This window comes from Cytobacillus massiliigabonensis (assembly GCF_900199725.1).
Taxonomy (GTDB): Bacteria; Bacillota; Bacilli; order Bacillales; family Cytobacillaceae; genus Cytobacillus; species Cytobacillus massiliigabonensis.
Window position 1 is genome coordinate 632,671 of record NZ_LT904904.1, and the last position, 19,436, is coordinate 652,106.

General features: G+C 37.0%; 13 protein-coding genes. 9 read left to right on the top strand and 4 right to left on the bottom strand.

The genetic code is table 11. From position 1 onward, the window contains the following. Positions 1–19 precede the first annotated feature (19 nt). The 4 genes from C1726_RS14185 (at position 20) to C1726_RS14195 (ending at position 3,175) form a co-directional block, all read left to right on the top strand. The gene (locus tag C1726_RS14185; RefSeq protein WP_102273755.1) at positions 20–658 is read left to right on the top strand and encodes an SMI1/KNR4 family protein; all 639 of its coding nucleotides are present in this window, start codon (positions 20–22) and stop codon (positions 656–658) included. Between the two features lie 126 nt (positions 659–784). After that, on the top strand, positions 785–1,576 hold the full coding sequence (locus C1726_RS14190; RefSeq protein ID WP_142385093.1) for a hypothetical protein: 792 nt from the start codon (positions 785–787) through the stop codon (positions 1,574–1,576). Continuing rightward, positions 1,573–1,725 carry a hypothetical protein gene (locus C1726_RS26200; RefSeq protein ID WP_180968205.1) on the top strand — a complete coding sequence of 51 codons (153 nt, stop codon included), beginning with the start codon at positions 1,573–1,575 and terminating at the stop codon, positions 1,723–1,725. Before C1726_RS14190 ends, C1726_RS26200 begins: the two co-directional genes overlap by 4 nt. Before the next feature lie 100 nt (positions 1,726–1,825). After that, positions 1,826–3,175, top strand: coding sequence for an SMI1/KNR4 family protein (locus C1726_RS14195; protein WP_102273757.1), 1,350 nt, complete (start codon positions 1,826–1,828; stop codon positions 3,173–3,175). 139 nt (positions 3,176–3,314) lie between these two features. On the opposite strand, the gene C1726_RS14200 is transcribed toward C1726_RS14195, so the two are convergent. Then, positions 3,315–4,406 carry a L,D-transpeptidase family protein gene (locus tag C1726_RS14200; RefSeq protein ID WP_102273758.1) on the bottom strand — a complete coding sequence of 364 codons (1,092 nt, stop codon included), beginning with the start codon at positions 4,404–4,406 and terminating at the stop codon, positions 3,315–3,317. A 426-nt stretch (positions 4,407–4,832) separates the two neighbouring features. On the opposite strand from C1726_RS14200, the gene C1726_RS14205 reads away from it, so the two are divergent. Then, entirely contained in the window at positions 4,833–7,067 is a 2,235-nt protein-coding gene (locus tag C1726_RS14205) for a 5'-nucleotidase C-terminal domain-containing protein (RefSeq protein WP_102273759.1), read from the top strand. Positions 7,068–7,137: 70 nt separating this feature from the next. Here C1726_RS14205 and C1726_RS14210 read toward each other — a convergent pair whose 3' ends face one another. The 3 genes from C1726_RS14210 to C1726_RS14220 all read right to left on the bottom strand — a co-directional run bounded on the left by C1726_RS14210 (position 7,138) and on the right by C1726_RS14220 (position 10,151). Then, the gene (locus C1726_RS14210) at positions 7,138–8,133 is read right to left on the bottom strand and encodes a C40 family peptidase (RefSeq protein ID WP_102273760.1); all 996 of its coding nucleotides are present in this window, start codon (positions 8,131–8,133) and stop codon (positions 7,138–7,140) included. 131 nt (positions 8,134–8,264) lie between these two features. Then, complete coding sequence (locus C1726_RS14215) at positions 8,265–9,473, bottom strand: efflux RND transporter periplasmic adaptor subunit (RefSeq protein WP_102273761.1); 1,209 nt, start codon at positions 9,471–9,473, stop codon at positions 8,265–8,267. A 15-nt stretch (positions 9,474–9,488) separates the two neighbouring features. Next, on the bottom strand, positions 9,489–10,151 hold the full coding sequence (locus tag C1726_RS14220; RefSeq protein WP_102273762.1) for a hypothetical protein: 663 nt from the start codon (positions 10,149–10,151) through the stop codon (positions 9,489–9,491). Between the two features lie 1,019 nt (positions 10,152–11,170). Between C1726_RS14220 and C1726_RS14225 the strand changes: the two genes are divergently transcribed. From C1726_RS14225 to C1726_RS14240, 4 genes are all read left to right on the top strand, one after another. Next, positions 11,171–13,966 (top strand): S-layer homology domain-containing protein, encoded by a 2,796-nt coding sequence (locus tag C1726_RS14225; RefSeq protein ID WP_102273763.1) that lies wholly within the window; start codon positions 11,171–11,173, stop codon positions 13,964–13,966. A 952-nt stretch (positions 13,967–14,918) separates the two neighbouring features. Then, positions 14,919–16,001, top strand: a complete 1,083-nt coding sequence (locus C1726_RS14230) for an S-layer homology domain-containing protein (RefSeq protein ID WP_102273764.1) — start codon at positions 14,919–14,921, stop codon at positions 15,999–16,001. A gap of 163 nt (positions 16,002–16,164) precedes the next feature. Further along, complete coding sequence (locus C1726_RS14235) at positions 16,165–17,781, top strand: hypothetical protein (protein WP_102273765.1); 1,617 nt, start codon at positions 16,165–16,167, stop codon at positions 17,779–17,781. 124 nt (positions 17,782–17,905) lie between these two features. After that, the gene (locus tag C1726_RS14240; protein ID WP_102273766.1) at positions 17,906–19,339 is read left to right on the top strand and encodes an O-antigen ligase family protein; all 1,434 of its coding nucleotides are present in this window, start codon (positions 17,906–17,908) and stop codon (positions 19,337–19,339) included. Positions 19,340–19,436: the final 97 nt, after the last annotated feature.

A 19,436-nucleotide genomic window follows, 5' to 3' on the forward strand; every position in this document is an offset into this window, starting at 1 on the left:
ACGAAGCGAGGGGATTTTTGTGGATATTCCTCATATAAGTGACTTACTGTTAAGGCCCTCGGCAAGCGATCAAGAAATTTTGAATGTCGAAAATGAGTGGAATGCCAAATTGCCACATTCTTATATACAATTACTAAAAATTTCAAATGGCATTTTAACTGAACAAGGGATCGTCATTTATGGAACCGAGGATATGATTGAAAGAAATGCAACGTGGGAGACGAAGGTATACGCACAAGATTATATTGCTATTGGTGATGATAGCGGCGGAAGAGTTTTTCTTATGCACCAAGGGGATGAGGAAAAAAGGGTTTTAATCGTTGATTCTGGAGATATGACTCCTGAACATGCTGATTTAGTTACTTCAGATTTTACTCAATGGGTTAAAAATGGATTCTTAATTAAAACAGATGAAACAGAAGACAGCGGCTCCACATCTCTTAATTGTAAAATCGTTTTAATAGACATGCCTAATGGCGGATTGAAGGATTTATTGAAGATTAAAAGTGTTTTTGGATTAAAAATGACTGCAGCTGATTTACTAAAGGGATCAAGAAACCTGCCATTTATTGTGGCAGAGGAATATCCATACGGATTGGCAAAGAAACTAGTTGAAAAAATGGTGGGTATTAAAATCGAACTTAGAGTGGCAAAATAATCTGCCTAATTAAGCTGACATAAAAATAGAACAATAGTATTTTTTATTCTTCAAGAGAAGCAGGCAGGAACATACATGTTTCTTTGGGATGGTGACCAGGAATATTCTTTGAAAAGAGGAGTCCGCATGGAGAAAATAGCAAAGAAATATCTGAAAATATATCGTAATCCTGCTGAGACGAATGATGTTTATACATATGCAGATTGGGAAGAATATTTAAACCAGCAAATTGAGACATGCGCAAGAATTAACGAAAGAAGAAAAGATTCGGATATCACGATATATTTAGCCTTAATAAAAAATCCATATTTATTGGGTTTGTCTCAAGCTTTTCAGAATAATGATTATGAGTTGCTGAATAATGCCATTTATCATTACAGCAAACATAGATTACTAGATATGAAAGCTGGCGGATATGATCATTGTCTATATTTCTGGAAAGTGATGGATAGCATGGTCTGTAATTACAAAGAGGTTATTGAGAAGTGTTTGCCAGAGGAGTTGGGGCTATGCAAGAATGGATATCCTTTTTATGTAGTTGCCAGTAATTTGCTTATGTCATTATGGTATAAAAATCAGCAGTGGATGGAGCATGCTTATCCGGCAGGAGAAAAATTTTTGAGTCAAAAGAAGGGGATATGGGAAAAAGCAATTGTTTCCTATCTAATGGCACTATCGAATAATGATATGGAAAAAGCAACGGAAGCATTGGGTGATGTATGTAAATATTCGACAAGAATGGATCGCCCTAAAATCTATAAATGCTTTTGTACAGAAGCGCATGGGCTATATCAGATAGCCAGATACGTTTTAAAAGAAGAGGAGTTCAATCGAATCGGAATGCCTGCCAATGATAATTTTTGCAAAGGATTGATCTCGTGGCAGAGCGAACATCATTACCCGGAACGGGGAGAATGATCGTACATTATCCGGAAGAGCTTGATGTGATGAACCATATTTTAGACCTGCCATTGCCAAGGTGTATTTTAGAAGGAAGCGGGAGCCGAAAAAACAATAGACATAGAACAAATGAAAAAGAACTTGATTGCGGCGTTTGCGGGCGTTGATTATGAAGAATGAACGCTGTTTTTCGTTGTAGTTATTGACCTATATGGTTAAATCAAGAATGCATGTACAAAAATTAGCCGTGGAAGGCGAGGCTGAAAAATGGAGGATCTTCAATTTCTTATTTCAAGATGGAAACAAATACTGCAAAAATTAGAGAAGAATAACGGCAAAGTCTACCAAATGGAAATTGGCGAAAAGGCAACACAGCAGGAGATTGAGGCGAAAGAAAAGGAGTTAGGGTGTCAATTGCCTCCTTCATATAAATACATAGTACAAAACATAGGAAAATCCCTCTCTTTTTATTACTCATTTTCTGAGGATACAATGATTCCCAGTGAATTTAGCGAAATATTTTCAGGAGAGATCCATTGGAATATCGACTGTCTTCAGAATTTAACTAGGTTAGCTGACCAACTAATGGAGGATGGAGAAGATTACGGAGAAACGCTTAGAGGGAAATTAGAGTTCGCTCACGCCGGTAATGGAGATGTTTATGCATTCGATATATCTGTTGACAGAGATGAAAAGCCAGTTATTTATTGGGATCATGAGGAAGACACGGTTAACTATATTGCCGATTCATTTATCGATTATTTATTGAAAATTACTGAAATTGGGTGTGTTGGCAGTGAAAAATGGCAGTTTGAATATTTTCTAAGCGATTCGGGATTGGATACTGCAAGTCTAGCAGCTGTAAAGTGGAAGCAATGGTTTGAGACATTTTCAGAGACAGCATTAGAAGATGTGAAAAATAATATGGAACAGCTAGCAGCCTTTGTTGTCTATCGAGGGAAAATAGATGAAGAAACAATCGATTTTTTCATGAAATTTAATAGACATGAACTATTTCAGTTCCTATTAACAGAATTAAAAGGAACATTTAAAGAACAGAAACTAATATGTGAGATTATTGGTCGAGTTCTAGGATTTTACGCTGAGGCATGGGTTACCAGCCTCTGGGATGCGAAGCCAGATCATATCGATACTAGATTACGTTCGTACTTAACTTCTATGTGTATAAGTAAAGATAAAGGATTACCCTTCGTATTGAATTTTCTTGAACAAGCTATTAAAAAGTTAAATGGGTATGAAGCACTTTCTCATCTTGGTGATTTTCATTCGAGGGATGTGATTTCCTGGATGGAGAACCATGTGACATTTCCTGTGACAGACGGATGGGACGAATTATTCGTAAGGTCAAACTTTTCATGGGATGACATAGAAAGGTGGACCTCTTTAGAGGAGAAGCATGAAGCAACTGTCATTCATGCATTAGAAAAGCATGTCCGGGAGAAAGCAGCAAATAATAGATTTGCTTATGCTATACCAGGACTTCCTGCAAAATCAGAATTTCTTGATTTTCTAGTTGAATTACGCAATAAACAAGTGTTAAAAAAACGAATCTTGCTTATTGAAAATGTTATCCAAAACATACATATATTATATTGAGAATAAAGGGACACGGGGGCTGGCCCTTCGTCCCGATACCTTGTTAAGTAACATTCTGGAATAACAAAGAGCCGATAATGTTTGGCTCTCTGTTTCTATTATTAACTCCAGACAAGGTTCCTGCCCCTCTGACCCTCAATTAATTGATTGTAACTTCCGTTTGCAGCGGTAAATTTTTGTATAGCCATTCCACATCAGTGTTTAACATTCGAATGCATCCTAAACTGACGTTGCCTCCAATGGAGGATGGATCGTTCGTTCCATGAATCCCGTATTTTGTTCCCTTTGTTCCTGGTACATCGAGACCAAGCCAATGACTGCCTAAAGGATTCTTTGGATCGCCTCCAGGAATTCCCTTTGTGCTATACCATGGTTTCTCGATTTTATTAATGATTTTATACGTTCCTTCAGGTGTGAATGATGAATTTTTTCCTGTTCCTACTGAAAAAGTTTTTATTACTTTCTTGTCTTGATATACAAGAAGCTGGTTTGTTTTTTTTGAAATGACAAGGCTGTACCCGGCAGTCGACTTGTTATTATCTTTATTTTCTGACATCTTTTGCAATACATAAGGACCTGGAATCTGCAGTGTTTCCCCATATTTCAATTGGTCTGGATTATTGATTCCATTAAAATTTGCTAATGACACACGATAGGAAGCGTTTCCATAGTATTTCCTCGAAATACTCGCAAATGTTTCACCCTTACTTACCGTATGATAAAACATAAACTCAGGATCAGGAATATTCAGCTTCGTCCCTACACGAATCTCTTTTGCCGGATTTGTAATCCCGTTAAAAGAAGCAATCTTATTCTGATACTGACTGCTTGAAAAATAGAGCATAGTAATACTAAAAAGTGTTTCCTTCTTCTTCACTTCATGTTCAATCACACGAATGTCTTCTTTCTTTTTCTCTACATTTTGACAAGTGCATTTCTTCTCTGCTTTTGTCTGTATAGCGTCTACTTTTATTTCAGTTTTTAACTCCTGTTTCTCTGCTGAAGCTAAAACTTGCTCCTGATTTTCATTCTTTTTTGATGGCTTAATTTCTTCCTCACTTTGAAAAAGCTGATTCGAACTTGAATAAATAATTGGTACGGCTACAAAAAGACTGATTAAAAAGAAAAGCATGATAAAGGTGAATAAGAAGTTCCTTTTTTTTCGTCTCCTATTTTTATAATGCTTAGACCGAGAAAGCATCTTTTCTTGAACATCCTTCGTATTCGACATTTTTCTTCCCCTCACACTAAAATTTAACAAAATCCACCAAATTATAGCGCGTTTTGGCGGGAAATAAAGCGGAAATAACAAAAATAGGTCTACTAAAAATACAAATCACACCTTTATAACCAATTTTTGTTAACAATTTGATAAAAATCTAGTCAAAACAAACCTATCACACCTATTACCTTTTACTTAGGGAACAGAGAGAGTTTACTAGTATTGCCAGTTATAGTAAGATGTTGGTTTTTTAAAACTGCTATGTTGCGGGACCAGGTTCCTGTCCTGCTAAATATTAAAATTTAAATTAATTTGCTAGTATTCAGTCCACTTCTGTTAAAATAGAATTAAAGGTTTATAGAGATTCTATAAACTATTTTTCTCTGTCAGAATGTTCTGGCAGAAAATTACATAATCTTGAGGAGGAATAGTTGGATGGCTTATTTACCAAAGTCTTATCGAAAGTTTTTAGCAACAGCTTCAGCGGCTGCTCTAGTAGTTTCGCTTGCTGCGCCTGCTGCCAATGCAGCTGAAACAAAGCAATTTTCTGATGTAAAGGGAGATTTCTGGGCTTTTAAAGAAATTTATAGTTTAGTAGATAGCGGTGTGATCAGCGGCTATGAAGATGGTACTTTTAAACCTAGTACTGCGATCATTAGAGGGCAAGCGGCTAATCTATTAACTAAGGCATTGAAGCTTCCAATTCCAACTGATTTGAAGGCGTTTTCAGACGTAAGCGAGAAGTCTTCTTTCGCTCATGGTGCAGCAGCAGCGAAGCAAGCGGGCATCTTTACTGGATCCAACAATAAATTTGGAGCTGCAGACGTATTAACGCGTGAACAAATGGCAACTGTTTTAGTCCGTGCATTTGACTTGAAAGCTACAGATAAGGAAGTTACATTCACAGATGCGGATAAAATTAGTGCATCACATAAGGAAAATGTAACAATCCTTGCACAAAACGGAATTACAACTGGAAAAGAAGATGGATCATTTGATCCGAAAGCATCCGTTAACCGTGCAACTTTTGCGACATTCCTGTATCGTGCGATTGAAAAGTCAAATCAAGAAAAGCCAGAGGATACGTATAAGTTATCTTTAATGCATACAAATGATACACATGCCCATTTAGATACGATAGCAAAACGTGCAACAGCTATTAAAAATGTAAGAGCAGAAAAGCCAAATGCCTTGTTAATTGATGCAGGGGATGTTCTGACAGGAACACTTTATTTTAATGAGTTTAAAGGACAAGCTGATTTAGCTTTCATGAACTATTTAAAATATGATGTCATGACTTTTGGGAACCATGAATTTGACTTAGGCAGTTCGGATGATGGCCATAAGGCATTAGCAGAGTTCATCAAAGGAGCGAAATTCCCATTTGTAAGTGCGAATGTTGATTTCTCAAAGGATGAGCTATTTAAAGATGTATATAAAGGCGGAACCATTGCGGATTCTCCAGCAGAAGGCACCATTTTCAGCGGTATTGTGAAAGAGGTAAATGGAGAAAAGGTTGGGATCTTTGGTATAACAACAGCAGAGACAGCTGAAATTTCAAGCCCAGGAAAAGTTGAATTCCAAAATTATCTAGAAAAGGCGAAACAAACGGTTCAAGCATTCGAGGATAAAGGAATTAACAAAATTATCGCTGTTTCCCATATCGGATATGATGATAATGTTGCTTATGACAATGATCTTGAGCTAGCAGCTGCTGTAGATGGCATCGACATCATTGTTGGCGGACACACCCATACACAACTAGATGAGCCAGTCGTGATTGAGAAGGATAAGAGCGGGAAAGAAAAAGATCCTACTGTCATTGTTCAAGCATACCAATACAGTGATTTCCTTGGAACACTTGATGTTGAATTTGATAAGGATGGAAAAGTAGTTGGACAAGCTGGGGAATTGATTAAGGTCGCAGACCAGGCTGAAGATCCAGAAGCAGCAGAAATGCTTAAACAATATTCAAGCAAAGTTGCAGTAATTAAGAATCAAGAAGTCGGTGCAGTTGCTGCTGTAGAATTGCCAAATCCTCGTCAAGGTTCGGGCTCGCTAGAAAGTGTAAGAAGCAATGAGACGGCATTAGGAAACTTAATTACTGATGGGATGCTAGATAAAGCGAAGGAATTTAATCCGAATACGGTTATTGCTATGCAAAACGGCGGAGGAATCCGAGCAGCTATTGATGCAGGACCAATCACTTTAGGTGAAATTCTGACTACATTATCTTTCGGCAATACGCTGGCAACAGTGAAATTAACGGGTGCAGAAATTTTAGAAACGCTAGAGCATAGTGTAAAAGAGGCACCGAAAGAACATGGCAGATTCCTGCATGTATCAGGAATGAAATTTACTTATGACAGTTCAAAACCAGCAGGTGAAAGAATTGTCACTGTTGAGGTTGCTGAAAAAGCCGGCGAATTCACACCGCTAGATAAAGAAAAGGAATATGTCGTTGCAACAAACGGCTTTACGGCAAAAGGCCAAGAGGGCTATGAGGCACTTGGTAAAGCATACAAGGAAGGCCGCGTAACAGATTTAGGATTTGCTGATTGGGAAAACTTAAGAGATTATGTAATCAAGTTAAAAACAGTGGAACCAAAAATCGAAGGCCGTATTATCGATTTAGCAACAAAAACTGGAGCGCCTGTTATAGCTGAATAAGCATAAAAGGGCAGAAAAATAAAAGGCATCGTCCATATGGGCGATGCCTTTTATCCTCAAGTGCAAATGTTTATTTATTATCAATCCCTCGGGATAGAAATACGGCAAATTGCGTTCTATTCACGAGTTCTTTTGGTGCAAAGGAACCATCTTCTTTGCCTGTAGTAATACCGGATGCAGCTAACTTCTGTATGTCATCTGCTGCATAATAGCCTTGTGGGATATCAGTGAAAGATACGGCTGACTGTGCAGGTGCCAGTTCAAAGGCACGGGAAAAAATTATCGCTAGATGTTCTCTCGAAAGTGTTTCCTCTGGTCTGAAATTGCCAGCTTCATCCCCTTTGATAATGCCAGCCTTGTCAACAGCATTGATGGCACCTAATGCCCAATGATCTTCTGTTACATCATTGAATTTTTTTGAACGGTCCGCAACAGGAAGCTCGAAGGCTTCAGCAAGCAATGCGGCTACTTCTCCGCGAGTGATTCGGAGATCGGGTTTAAATTGACTTCCCTCATAACCGATAATAATTTCCTGCTTATTTAAATCAGCTATTTGCGATTCTGCCCAGAAACTAGAAGGAATGTCCTTGAACTGCCCGAGTGGCATTTGGTAATCCAATACTCTTTTTGCCCCTATGTATCGTTCCTTCCAATAATAAGGATCGTCTAAACTAGAAAACATGACTCCCTTTGATGTGGAAGCATGAATAAATTGGTTATCGCCTAAGTAAATGCCGTCATGTGAAGGCCCATCTTTATATGTTTCAAAAAATACGATATCCCCTACACGAAGCTGAGCCCGATCAATATCTTTGCCAAAATGATATTGATCAGCCGTCGTACGCGGCAGCTGTACACCCATTTTTTTAAAAACAAATTGGATATAGCCGGAGCAGTCAAAGCCTACAGGGCTAGTCCCGCCAAATTGATAAGGGGATCCAATATAAAGCTTTGATAGAGGCAAAATATGGTTGTAATTAATCGCAGCCGATGCTTCTATTTTTGGCTGATGAAAGGCTAGGATGGATACTCCTGCAATAAATGTCAGACATAGACGCTTGAACATTAAAACTCTTCCTCTCTCTTCATTTAGCTGCTACTATCATAGCATTCTATTTAGAGACAGGACTAGACGAAAATTGTCGTATTTTTAGAGGAATGAAAAAATGCCCCTAAATTTAGGAGCATTTTCCAAGGTTAATTCAAAAATCCAGCTAACAAATACTTTGCTTTTTCTTTTTTTGTCGTATTTTTCAAATCACTTTTCTGCAGTTTTTCAAGCTTTAAGGGAGTAAAAATGCTTATATTGTTTCCATGGATTTTGGCTGAATGAGGGATGATTTTCTCACCTTTTTCTATCCCTTTAGTTATCTCTATCATTCCACGCTCTTTCAAACCCGTTGTTACACTACGTTTTTCAATTTCCCCACTTGATGTTAAGAGCCAAACATAACGTTTCTTTTTCTTCTTGTGCACACTTTCTTTAGGGACAATTAATGCATCTAGCACTTCATTGGTTACGATATCTACTTTTGAATGGGCTCCAACAGAAGGTCCTTCTTCCTCTCCTTCAAAATGAACAGTGAAAGGAAATCTGCTCTCCTTGTCTACGCTGGGCTCATTTTCAGGGAATGTTTGAACGTAAGACAGGGTACCTGTGATTTTTTCTTTTGCTTTGCTATTGTATACAAATGCCTTCATTCCTTCTTCGACTTTGAAGACATCACTCTCAGAAAGTGTTCCATAAACAGATGGGGTTTCTGACATAAGCGTAAGAACCGGATTTTGCAAATCATAGCGAATTTCCTTTACAATTCCACTTGTTTGGCTTTGAATAGTGAGATCTGCCACATTATTATTCAAGCTTGTAAGCAGTTGTTCAATTTTTCCTATTTCATTTTCAAAGAAGGCAATTTCTAACTCTTTGTCATATATTTCTTGTTCGATAGAGTGAGAAACGATTTGTTGTCCGGAGTCTTTTTCTTCCTCTGACTTGTTGTTCGTTTCAACAGATGATTGATAGTCTGACAGCCGATCGATATGTGTTTCAAGGCTGTCAATTTTTCCTTCTAACTCCTCTTTTTCCGTCTGTAATCTTTCCTTTTCTAAATCAATATTATGGGACGTATACATATATAATGGCGTGTTTGCTTCGATTGTATCCCCTTGCTTAACTAAGAATTGATGGAATGAGCCATTTTTCTCATCGAAATAGTAATGGAATTCCTCAGTTGGTTTTCCTACACCTGAAGTACTAAGTGTTTGAACGATATCCTCTTGTTTAACGGGTGTCCATTTCTTAACATACTGTGTATGCTCGATTTTACTGTTGCTTTTTATAATAAAAAAGATATTGATCATCATAAAAATAACACTTGCTAATAAGAAAAGCTGCCATTTTTTCATAAGAGTACACCGCCTTTAGAGGAGATTTTCAATTTTTATATAGGATAAAAGAGCGGAAACTAACCAAAAGAAGCCATTAATCGCCATTACCATCCAAAAGATGAATATTGGTTCTTTGCTCGTTAATTCTTTTAATCCAAAGTATTGAAGAACCATTGCCAATACTTTAAAAATGGAAATCATACCGAAGAAATAGATTAGAATATCTGCATTTGTTATGTATTGCATAATCACGCCTAATGTGAAGGGGGACGACTCGGGATGAATGCCTAAAGAAATTGCAAATGGAATAAAAAGTGCTTTTTCGATTAAAACTATTAATAAAACAAACACCTGAATGATGGCGATTTTCTTAAAAGAACCATCTGTTACACTCCAAAAAAATAGGCTAGGCAGGAAAACAATTAAAAATGGATAGACAAGCCCGAAAAGCAGCTTTCCAGCAGCAAAAATAGCCTTCTTCATTTCAAATTCTGAGCCTGAAAGCTGATAAATTTCTTTAGAAATGGCTTCTGTCCCAATGCCGTAATAAGCATAGATGAATGAAATCGCTATACTTACAAGAGCTAACAAAGAAAATCGGGACCAGAACCCATTGTGTATTTCAGCATTTTTTAATTGATAGAAGAACGTTTGTGGATATCGAATATCCTTCAAAAACCTTATTCGATAGATCATAAATGAAATCCCTCGCATCTTAGATTGTAGGTCAGATCCTAACTCCCTTATTCTATCGTAAATCTGACAGATTTTACTAGTATTAGGGGGAGAGAAATTAATAGATAGGAAGGAAGTACTGAATAAGTAAGATATTTGACCATAAAAAAATGCACCCATTATTATGGATGCAAATGTAAATGCCGGTCTGCACATAAAGGCTTAATTAATCAGACCGACTATTTATTTATAAACAGAAAAAAGACCCACTGTTACCAGCAGTGGGCAAAAAGGAAAGATTGGCTGGTTTACCAACCAAAATCTTATCGTAGCTTTATTATAGCCTCAGATATAAATAATATTCATTCTAATATTTTTGGCAGGAAAGTGATTATGTGGAAATCGTTTGGAGAGAAGCCTTGATTTAATGGGAACGGTCAGAGGAGTATAATTTCATTCCATAATTTTCATGTATGCATTTTGGCAGCGAAAAGGTAAAATTAAGTTACCAACCGAGGATGCCTATTTATTAGATAGACAACCTTGTGTTTAGGGGCTATTCCACTTGGGATAGTCCCTTTTTTATTTTCAAATGATATTAATTGAGTCACTCTTATATTTTATTCACATAAAAAAGGATAAATTTAATTGCGTTTATTTACTATATAGTAGGGTAATAGGTTCAATAGTAATAATTAATTATTATTAATCAATAATCATGTTAACCTTTTCCTTCTATAATATATGAATCTTTAACTGAAGGATTGACTTAGCAATAGGGTGCATCCATTTTTTTGGAATTTTATGGCCATCTAGGAACATCTTATTAGAAATTGCCAGAATTCTGGATTTTATAGCCATTTTTGCGGAATTATTTCAGATTACTTCCTTGACTACCATAATTAACCGCTATTGTTTCAGTATTATCTCATGTTACTATAAGTTTGTCAGCGGGGTACGGATTACAAATATTGTAAAACGTCCGCGACCAATAAATTACTTGAATCATATATTACTATATACACAGGGGGAACTAATTAATGTCTTCTAAGTCTAAGTTAAACAAGTTCATCGCTGGTTCAGTAACAGCAGCTGTTGTTGCTTCAGCAATCGTACCAGCTGTAAGTGCAGCTGAATCAAAATCTTTCTCTGATGTAGAAGGAAACTGGGCTGCAGATGCGATTAACGCATTAGCTCAAGCTGGCGTTGTAAATGGTTATGAAGATGGAACTTTCCGTCCATCATTAATCTTAAACCGCGGACAAGCTGCTAACCTATTAACAAATGCATTAGATCTTGAAATTCCATCTGATCTTAAAGCATTCGACGATGTAAGCTCAGCTTCAGTATTTGCAGAAGGTGCAGCAGCTACTAAAGCAGCTGGAATCTTCGGCGGAAGCAACGGCAAGTTCGGTGCTGCTGATCAATTAACTCGTGAGCAAATGGCATCTGTACTAGTACGTGCATTTGATCTTAAAAACACTGGCGAAGAAGTTGAAATTGCTGACTTAGATAAAATCAGTGCTTCACACCGTGAAAATGTAATCATTCTTGCCCAAAACAAAGTAACAGTAACAAACGACGGCATGTTCAACCCTAAAGGCAACGTAAGCCGTGCACACTTCGCAACATTCTTATACCGTGCAATGAACGTTGACACTGTAGTAAAAGAAATCGCAAGCATTGGTTCTTTAAAAGACATCACAGTTAAAGAAGGCGAAAAAGTAGAACTTCCTAAAACTGTTGAAGTAACATACAAAGACGACAGCAAAAAAGAAGTTGCTGTAACTTGGAAAGAAACTGACTTCTCAAAACCAGGCGTATACAACGTTGAAGGTACAGTAGAAGGAACTGAGCTTAAAGCTGCTGTAAAAGTAACTGTTGAAGCGGTTGCTCCAGCTGTTGAGAGTGTTAGTGCGATTAACGCTGGTACAATCGTTGTAACTTTTAATAAAGCTATCAAAGAATCAACTGTTGTTGAACAATCAGGTGCAGGCCAAGGCACATTAGTTGATGGAGTATTCACTTTGACAACAGCTGCTGGTGGTACTGTAGCTGTAAACGGTATGAATGCCGAATTAGATGGTAAAACATTAACTATCTATACTGGATCAGCTCTTTCTGGAGCTTACAACTTCAACGTAACAAAAGATAAAGTAACAGATACTACTGGTAAGTTTGTTGCAGCATCTACAACTACTATCAATGTAAAAGATGAAACTCGTGCCTCAATTACTGGTGTTAAGCAAGTTAGCAAATATGTATTTGATATTACTTTAAGTGAACCAGTTGCTTCAACTGGTGCAGTATCTGCAGCATATACAGATGGAACTACATTTGCTGGTTCTGTAGCTGGTGCAACATTACGTGATAATAATAAAACAATTCGTGTAACATTAACTGGAACAATCGTTGCTGGAAAAGAAATTAATCTATCAGTTCCAGCTTTAACTGATTTAGCAGGTAATGTATCAGTTCCGTTAACTCAAAAAGTAACTGTTTCTGATGCAGATAAAACTCCAGCTACAGTTGTTTCAGCAGCTTCAACATCAGCTGAAACAATTGAAGTAACTTTCTCAGAAGCTGTTACAGTTACTGCAGCAAATTTCACATATAATGGAGCTGCTGTAACTTCAGTACTTCCAGTATCAGGCGATACTACACAAACTAAATATGTAGTAACATTGCCTGCTGAACAAACAACAGCTGGTTATCTTGCACTAGCAGCTGGAGCTACAACCGATTTAAGTGGAAACACATCTGTAGCTTCATCTCATTTAATCAACTTTGCAGTAGATAAAGTAGCACCAACTATTGAATCTTCTAAAGTGGTAACTGATGCAAGTGGTGATAACTACTTAGTGCTTCAATTAAGCGAAAAAGTACGCTTAAATACTACAACTCCTGGAAATGTTACTAACTTAACAATGAGCTATGAAGATAAGTTTGGTGTAGCTCAAACAAAAACAGTTCCTGCAGCAAATGTTTCTGTGGATACAACTGATGCAAGTATTGTTAAAGTTAAATTATTTGACAATGCTGGTACTCCTGTAGCTATTCCAACAGATGAAACTTATACTGTTAAATTTGGAACAGGTTACTTCGAAGATTTATACAAAAATGAATCAGTTGCAAAAACTATTACTTTTACTAACACAGGTTCTAAAGAAACTTCTACTAAGTTAGCACTAACTGGATCACCTCTTTCAAATGGCGTTGATCTTAAGAAAGGTGCATACGTACAAGTTGATTTTGCATCTGCAGTTGATCCTACATCTGCAAAAACACTTTCTAACTACACAGTTGAAGGTTCTAATGTAACTAATGTAGAATTAGTAAGCAACAGTACTTCTGGAGCTTCAGTAAAAGTGTACCTTACTAATGATACAATCACTACAGCTGGTACTTACAATGTAACAGTTAAAGGTGTTAAAGGTTACTCTTCTAGTGTGACTGAAATGGATGCTGTAACTAACCCATTAGTTATCCAAGAAAATGTTGGAGCAAAAGTTGCTTCTAAAGCTATTACATTTACAGCTGGTACATCAACTTCTGTTGCTGTAACGTTTAACGAAGCAGTAAAAGAAACTTCAGTTACTGCTTCAGATGATTATGCTCTATATATTGATGGTGTAAAAGTAGTTGAAACTCCAGCTATTACTGTAACTGGTGACCAAGGTACAACTGCAACTACAACAGTTACATTCCAAATCAATAAAGATTTATCTACAGCAATCGCAGCTGGAAAATCAGTTAAGTTGGTTGCTACAGATGATCTAAACCTAGTTGATGCTCAAGGTAATCGTATCAACACTGCAGATATTACTTTAAACTAATTATTAATATAGTAGATAAATAAATATTAGGGAAAAGATATTATTCCCAAAGTTAAAAGGAAGGCTCTTATGGGCTTTCCTTTTTTTATGAATTTAAGGGTAAGAAGGGATACGGGTACCTAGTCCCAGAATAATGAATACTAGAGGCTCTATAGTGATATATTCTTTAAGGGCTTATTTGTCTTCAATGCCGAATCTATTAGAGTGATTAGGTAGGGTGTCTATCACCATTCTAAAATCGTGTTACACAATAATGTTTCATATTAGATAGTCCCGTTGAGAGTTTCTTCTCCACAGGGCTTTTTAGTTTACAAGGTATTAATTAATAACATTCATTTTAGAAATGTCCACCCTTTCCTATAGCATATCCCTGTAAATACGATTTTTGGAAATTTTTAAGAACGAACGTGTAGTATCTATATCTAATAGAATGGGGGAAGATAGATGAAATCTGTTTAGACTAGCTTGAGTGTATGTTATCAATTAATTTTAATGGTAGGAAATTTATATATAAGCAACCTAATATGGAAGTAAGGATAGACCAAATGGATACAAGACTAGATAACTTGCATTAGTACCAAATTTCAATACATAGTGAAATGATGACTAAACTAAAAGAATAGGCAAGCAGATCAAGACCCTTTTTTTATCAAAGATAGCAAAAAATGAATGAGAGCTTGCAAAATTGACTTTCAACACTAAATCCCCAAAATTAAGAACACCCTAAGAAGGATTTTTCACCATTCATATTTTCCAACAGATATTTGTATCAGTAAAAAAAATCTCTTTAGCCATGGATCCCAAGCCTTTTGCACCCATCAAACCTTCAATCTGTAACTGCTATTAATCCCCCAACCTATTTCCACTATTTACACCTATCTTAAATTCTAAATCTTATTATAATTAAATTAGCAGTACACAAATAATTTAACAGCGAGAGGGGAAACACTAATTGAAGGGACTAAAGTTTCTGCTAGTTTTGGTTTTTGCATTTATTCCATTTCATTCTGCATCCGCTGCTAGCGGGAAAACATTCGATCATTATATTCCAATGGATATAGATGAGTCGTATTGGGCGTATGAGGAAATCGATAATTTCATTAATGCGGATATTATCGATGGCTACATGGATGAAGATTTGAATATGACGGTGAAGCCGGAGAATAAAATTACGCGTGCACAGTTTGTGAAAATCCTGGTGAATGCTCTTGGGCTGAAGGCTGAAGGCGACGGAAAAGTATTCACTGATGTGAAAAAGGATAACTGGCATTATGAGTATGTTACTATTGCAAGCAGCTTAGGGATTATTAGCGGGAAGAATGATGGGACATTTGCACCTAATGCAAATATTACACGTGATCAAATGACAAAGATGATTGTGCTTGCATTTGAAAAGACGGTTGAATTTCCTGCTGAAGCGACAAAAACATTTACAGATGTAGATCAGAACTATTGGGCTTATGAGTATGTAAACAAAGCGGCTGCAAATGGGATTGTTAAAGGGTATGATACGATTTTTAAACCGCGGAACTTTGCTACAAGAGCACAGGCGATTGTGATGATTCATAGAGCTTTACAGCAGGAGCAAGGAAATGTCTCTTCAGATGAAGAAATTACAGCGTTCCTGAAAGATCATATTATTCGTGAGAACAGAATAGCAGAATCAAATTCTACGGAAGATCTTCTTAAGCTTTATGAAGAGAACGGCACTGGGTACTATCTGATGGAGGGAACGGAGCTAGGCGGTTCTGCTTTTCCAATTGATGAAGAAGGAGAACTAACTTCTACGATTGATGATGCGAATCTAAACTTAAAAGTTCTATCGAAGTCTGATAGATTTGCAACTGTAGAGGTTACTGGCATGGTTGGAACCTTTGTATTTAAAAGTGCAGATGATAGCTTCAACTTTGATATGACGATTCCAATGGATAGTGTATATAGCTTGAAAAAGGATTCAGCTAGTGGAGCATGGAAAATCTATTATAATCTTCCTTCCTTTGATGAGGAAGAACTGATTGAAGAACAAATGGAATAGAATCTCTTAAAAGGCTCTGCAGGATAATGCCTGCGGGGCTTTTTGCATGTGACGATCTTCCCGTATAGATTGAACTTTTCCATCATTTCCTATAATCTATTATTATTAGTTTTTTGCTTGCTTTGCGAGTATTGCATATAAATAGACATATAGGAGTGGTTTTGTGAGATTGAAAGGATGGATTGTGTTAGTAGGGCTGCTGCTTTTTGCAGGAATTTTTTCAGATGAGGCATATGCAGCGAATAGACAGGAAACGTATCATGTAACAAATCTTCCAGTTTCTGATGGTGAACATATATTATTAAGGACCACACATCCAATCGAACTAGAGAAGAAAGCAACGGATGAGTACCCAAATGTCCAAGAGACAACGTATACATATTCAATTAAACGCTTTAATGCAAAGGCTGGCGAGCTTGAGATTGTTAAACGCCAATTTAACAATGGCGATTATTTCTTATTTTCTAAAGTAGATAATAATAAATTATTTGATTTTTATATGGAAATCGAATGGGCGCTTCCAGAAGGAACTGAGACAAATTTAGTTCCATTTAGCACTTTTCCAAAACCAACAGGCACTTCAACTACAATGGGAGAGGATCCGACTTCCTATCCAACTGGATTGTTAGAAATCACGAAAGACGGTCAGCATGTTAAGCAAGTTATGGTAGGGAAGGCTTACCGTTCCAGAGAGCTAATCAAAAGATATGAAAATGTAAATAAAAGTGTAGTAAGAGAGCTGTTTTCGGAATCAGACGCGCTTACTATTGAAGAAAAAAATACAGAAAAGCAAATGATTGTTTCCTTGCAGTCTTCTGGCAAGGATATTGTTGAGCAATGGCTAATGGTTTCAGATGAGCAGCTTTTCAAAAATAAAGAAGAGCTTACGAACTGGATGAAATATAGTGCAGCAAACTATCGAAAGACAAATAAATGGTATACAGCAGATGGTCCCTATAACAAGATGGTTTTGACTGTTGAGCCGCAGCCATTGTCAAAAATGGGTTACGGGCGAACACTTCTGACCTTCCGCGAAGCTGAAGCATTAGAAAGATATAAGCGTACGAATGAACGCTATTATTATAATTTAGCGCTTAACTCGGTTGCGGATCTTTTGAACTTCAGAGGAGAAAGAAAGTTTTGGGAAACAGAGGTAACAAGTACGTATTTAACAAGTTTGTATAATATTACGGCTCCTTTTATTGATACAAGATTTAATGAATACATTGCATTGTATTTGCGAGATATGGGCAAGGAATTGCAATTAGATGCCTTAACAGAACCGCTTCTTACTTATGCAGATTTCTTATTAGAGCAAATTGAAACAGATAATGTAATAAGAATTAATGAAAAAGGCGCGCTTATTCCTGACTATTTCGCTGTATTTGACCCTATTCTAACGCATACTTCTTTAAATCATGGACTAGGCGGGATGAATCTTTTGCTGGAAGCCTATTTAGCTACGAAGGATGAAAAATATTTAGAAGGCGCACAAGTTGTTCAAGAAGGGATAAATGGTCTAGGGAAACAATGGTTAAGAGAAGATGGGGATACTTGGTATAAAGTAAATCCTGATCTTACGTTTGTAGGAAGAGACTATGAGCTATTAACGGTTGAAGATTTGCTTAAATCCTACCGTCTTTGGTCCGAAATTGACCAATCTCAGCTTGAAATGATTGAAACCTTTTTAGTATCGAAAACGTCATATTTAAAAGCGGCAGGTTTCACAATTCCTAGCGATATTCAGAATGAGCTATATTCTTATGGAATTGGAATCTAGCATGGGAAATTACCAATTATATTAGCTTTGACTGCGGCCTTGAAATTTTGTAAGATGGAAAAGAATGAAATAACTGCATGAATAGCATAAGCAAGAATTACTCATCCAGGAAAGGGATTTGACGATGAAATTACAGCTTCAACCATATCGTATAGTAATTGTCGGATTCCTACTATTATTAGTAGGACTGATATTACCTAATAAGATCAGTCTAGTGTTAGTAACAGGGATATTAACGATATTATCCTTCTTCCAGCCGAAACAAGGTCTTCTGCTTTTACTAGTTTATGTACCTATTCGTCCATTTCTTATTGAAATTAATCCAGGTCTTAAGCTTGTTGGAGACGCAATCACGTTTGTTTTGCTGCTGCGCATCTTTTACGATGCAAGAAAAGATTGGAAAAGCTTATTCCGCTTCAAAACATTTGAATGGGCCTTCTTTGCTTTTCTTGCGTTTGGGACAGCCATTGGTTTTGCCACAGGTGTTTCAATTGCAGCCCTAGTATTTCAGATCCGTACATTTGTGATTATGTATCTTCTATACTATATTGTTTCACGCATGAAGATTGATAAAGCAGATATGCTTCACTTTTCTTGGGTAACTATTGGGTTATCTGTGTTGATTAGTATTCATGGGATTATTGAAAAACTGTCCCTAAGGCAGCTTCTATTGCCTGATGCGTGGAGCGAGAAAATGCTCTCTGCAACCAATTTTGTTCGGATATATGGATTACCAGGCAATCCGAATTCACTTGCGTTATTTTTAGGATTTACAATTGTTTTAGTTCTTTTTCTGCTGGAAATGGCAAAAGGAAAAGAACGTAAATGGCTTTATGCTTGCTTAACTTTATTTATAGGTGTGCTTCTATTAACGTATTCTAGAGGTACTTGGATTTCAATTATTACTGGCGGGGTCCTGTTCTTTATCCTCTCTAAATATTGGAAGCTATTGAAGCCGCTTCTTATTACCGCCGTTCTTGGCTTTGTTCTTATCTATCTTCCTGTTAACGCTGGTGTCGGACTTGTTCAATCGCTTGGAGTTGACGGTGGCGGGCATGGTGCTGGCGGCTTAACAGATCGTTTTAAGGAAACCTTTGATGAAGAGAATTTGGAATTAATGGCACAAAGCGGCCGGTTCTTTTACATTAAAAAGGGATTCGAAGTGTTTAAAGATCATCCAATAACTGGTACGGGATTTGGAACTTTTGGCGGTTCAGCTACCTTATCGTACGGGTCTCCTATTTACGATGAATACGGAATTCGCTCAGATATCTATGGTGGAAAATACTTTTACTCTGATAACCAATATATTCAGGTCATAGCTGAAACAGGAGCCATTGGAGTTATTTTGTTTGCTGCATTTCTTCTGCTTATGGTTTGGATGTTTTGGAAACAGCGTCACGAAGGCAATTTTCCAAAGTTCATGATTGCTTTGTGGTTTGCGACTGGCGTAAGCGGGATGTACTACAATATATGGGAGCTGAAGGTGTATACCCTTTATTTCTTCCTGATTTTTGGCGCATACGCATCACTTAAAGGATTTTACAGGAAAAATTAAATCACTCATTTGCTGCTATCCATTCGGATAGCAGTTTTTTTTTTGAAGAATAAATGGACGGACTGAGTAATTGAACAAGCCTTTATGTACGAAGTAA

Excerpts from the sequence above, each read along its gene's own strand:
- C1726_RS26200 (WP_180968205.1), top strand. The coding sequence starts at position 1,573 with ATGATCGTACATTATCCGGAAGAGCTTGATGTGATGAACCATATTTTA.
- C1726_RS14190 (WP_142385093.1), top strand. The coding sequence starts at position 785 with ATGGAGAAAATAGCAAAGAAATATCTGAAAATATATCGTAATCCTGCT.
- C1726_RS14220 (WP_102273762.1), bottom strand. The coding sequence starts at position 10,151 with ATGATCTATCGAATAAGGTTTTTGAAGGATATTCGATATCCACAAACG.
- C1726_RS14200 (WP_102273758.1), bottom strand. The coding sequence starts at position 4,406 with ATGTCGAATACGAAGGATGTTCAAGAAAAGATGCTTTCTCGGTCTAAG.
- C1726_RS14205 (WP_102273759.1), top strand. The coding sequence starts at position 4,833 with ATGGCTTATTTACCAAAGTCTTATCGAAAGTTTTTAGCAACAGCTTCA.
- C1726_RS14240 (WP_102273766.1), top strand. The coding sequence starts at position 17,906 with ATGAAATTACAGCTTCAACCATATCGTATAGTAATTGTCGGATTCCTA.
- C1726_RS14195 (WP_102273757.1), top strand. The coding sequence starts at position 1,826 with ATGGAGGATCTTCAATTTCTTATTTCAAGATGGAAACAAATACTGCAA.
- C1726_RS14215 (WP_102273761.1), bottom strand. The coding sequence starts at position 9,473 with ATGAAAAAATGGCAGCTTTTCTTATTAGCAAGTGTTATTTTTATGATG.
- C1726_RS14210 (WP_102273760.1), bottom strand. The coding sequence starts at position 8,133 with ATGTTCAAGCGTCTATGTCTGACATTTATTGCAGGAGTATCCATCCTA.
- C1726_RS14225 (WP_102273763.1), top strand. The coding sequence starts at position 11,171 with ATGTCTTCTAAGTCTAAGTTAAACAAGTTCATCGCTGGTTCAGTAACA.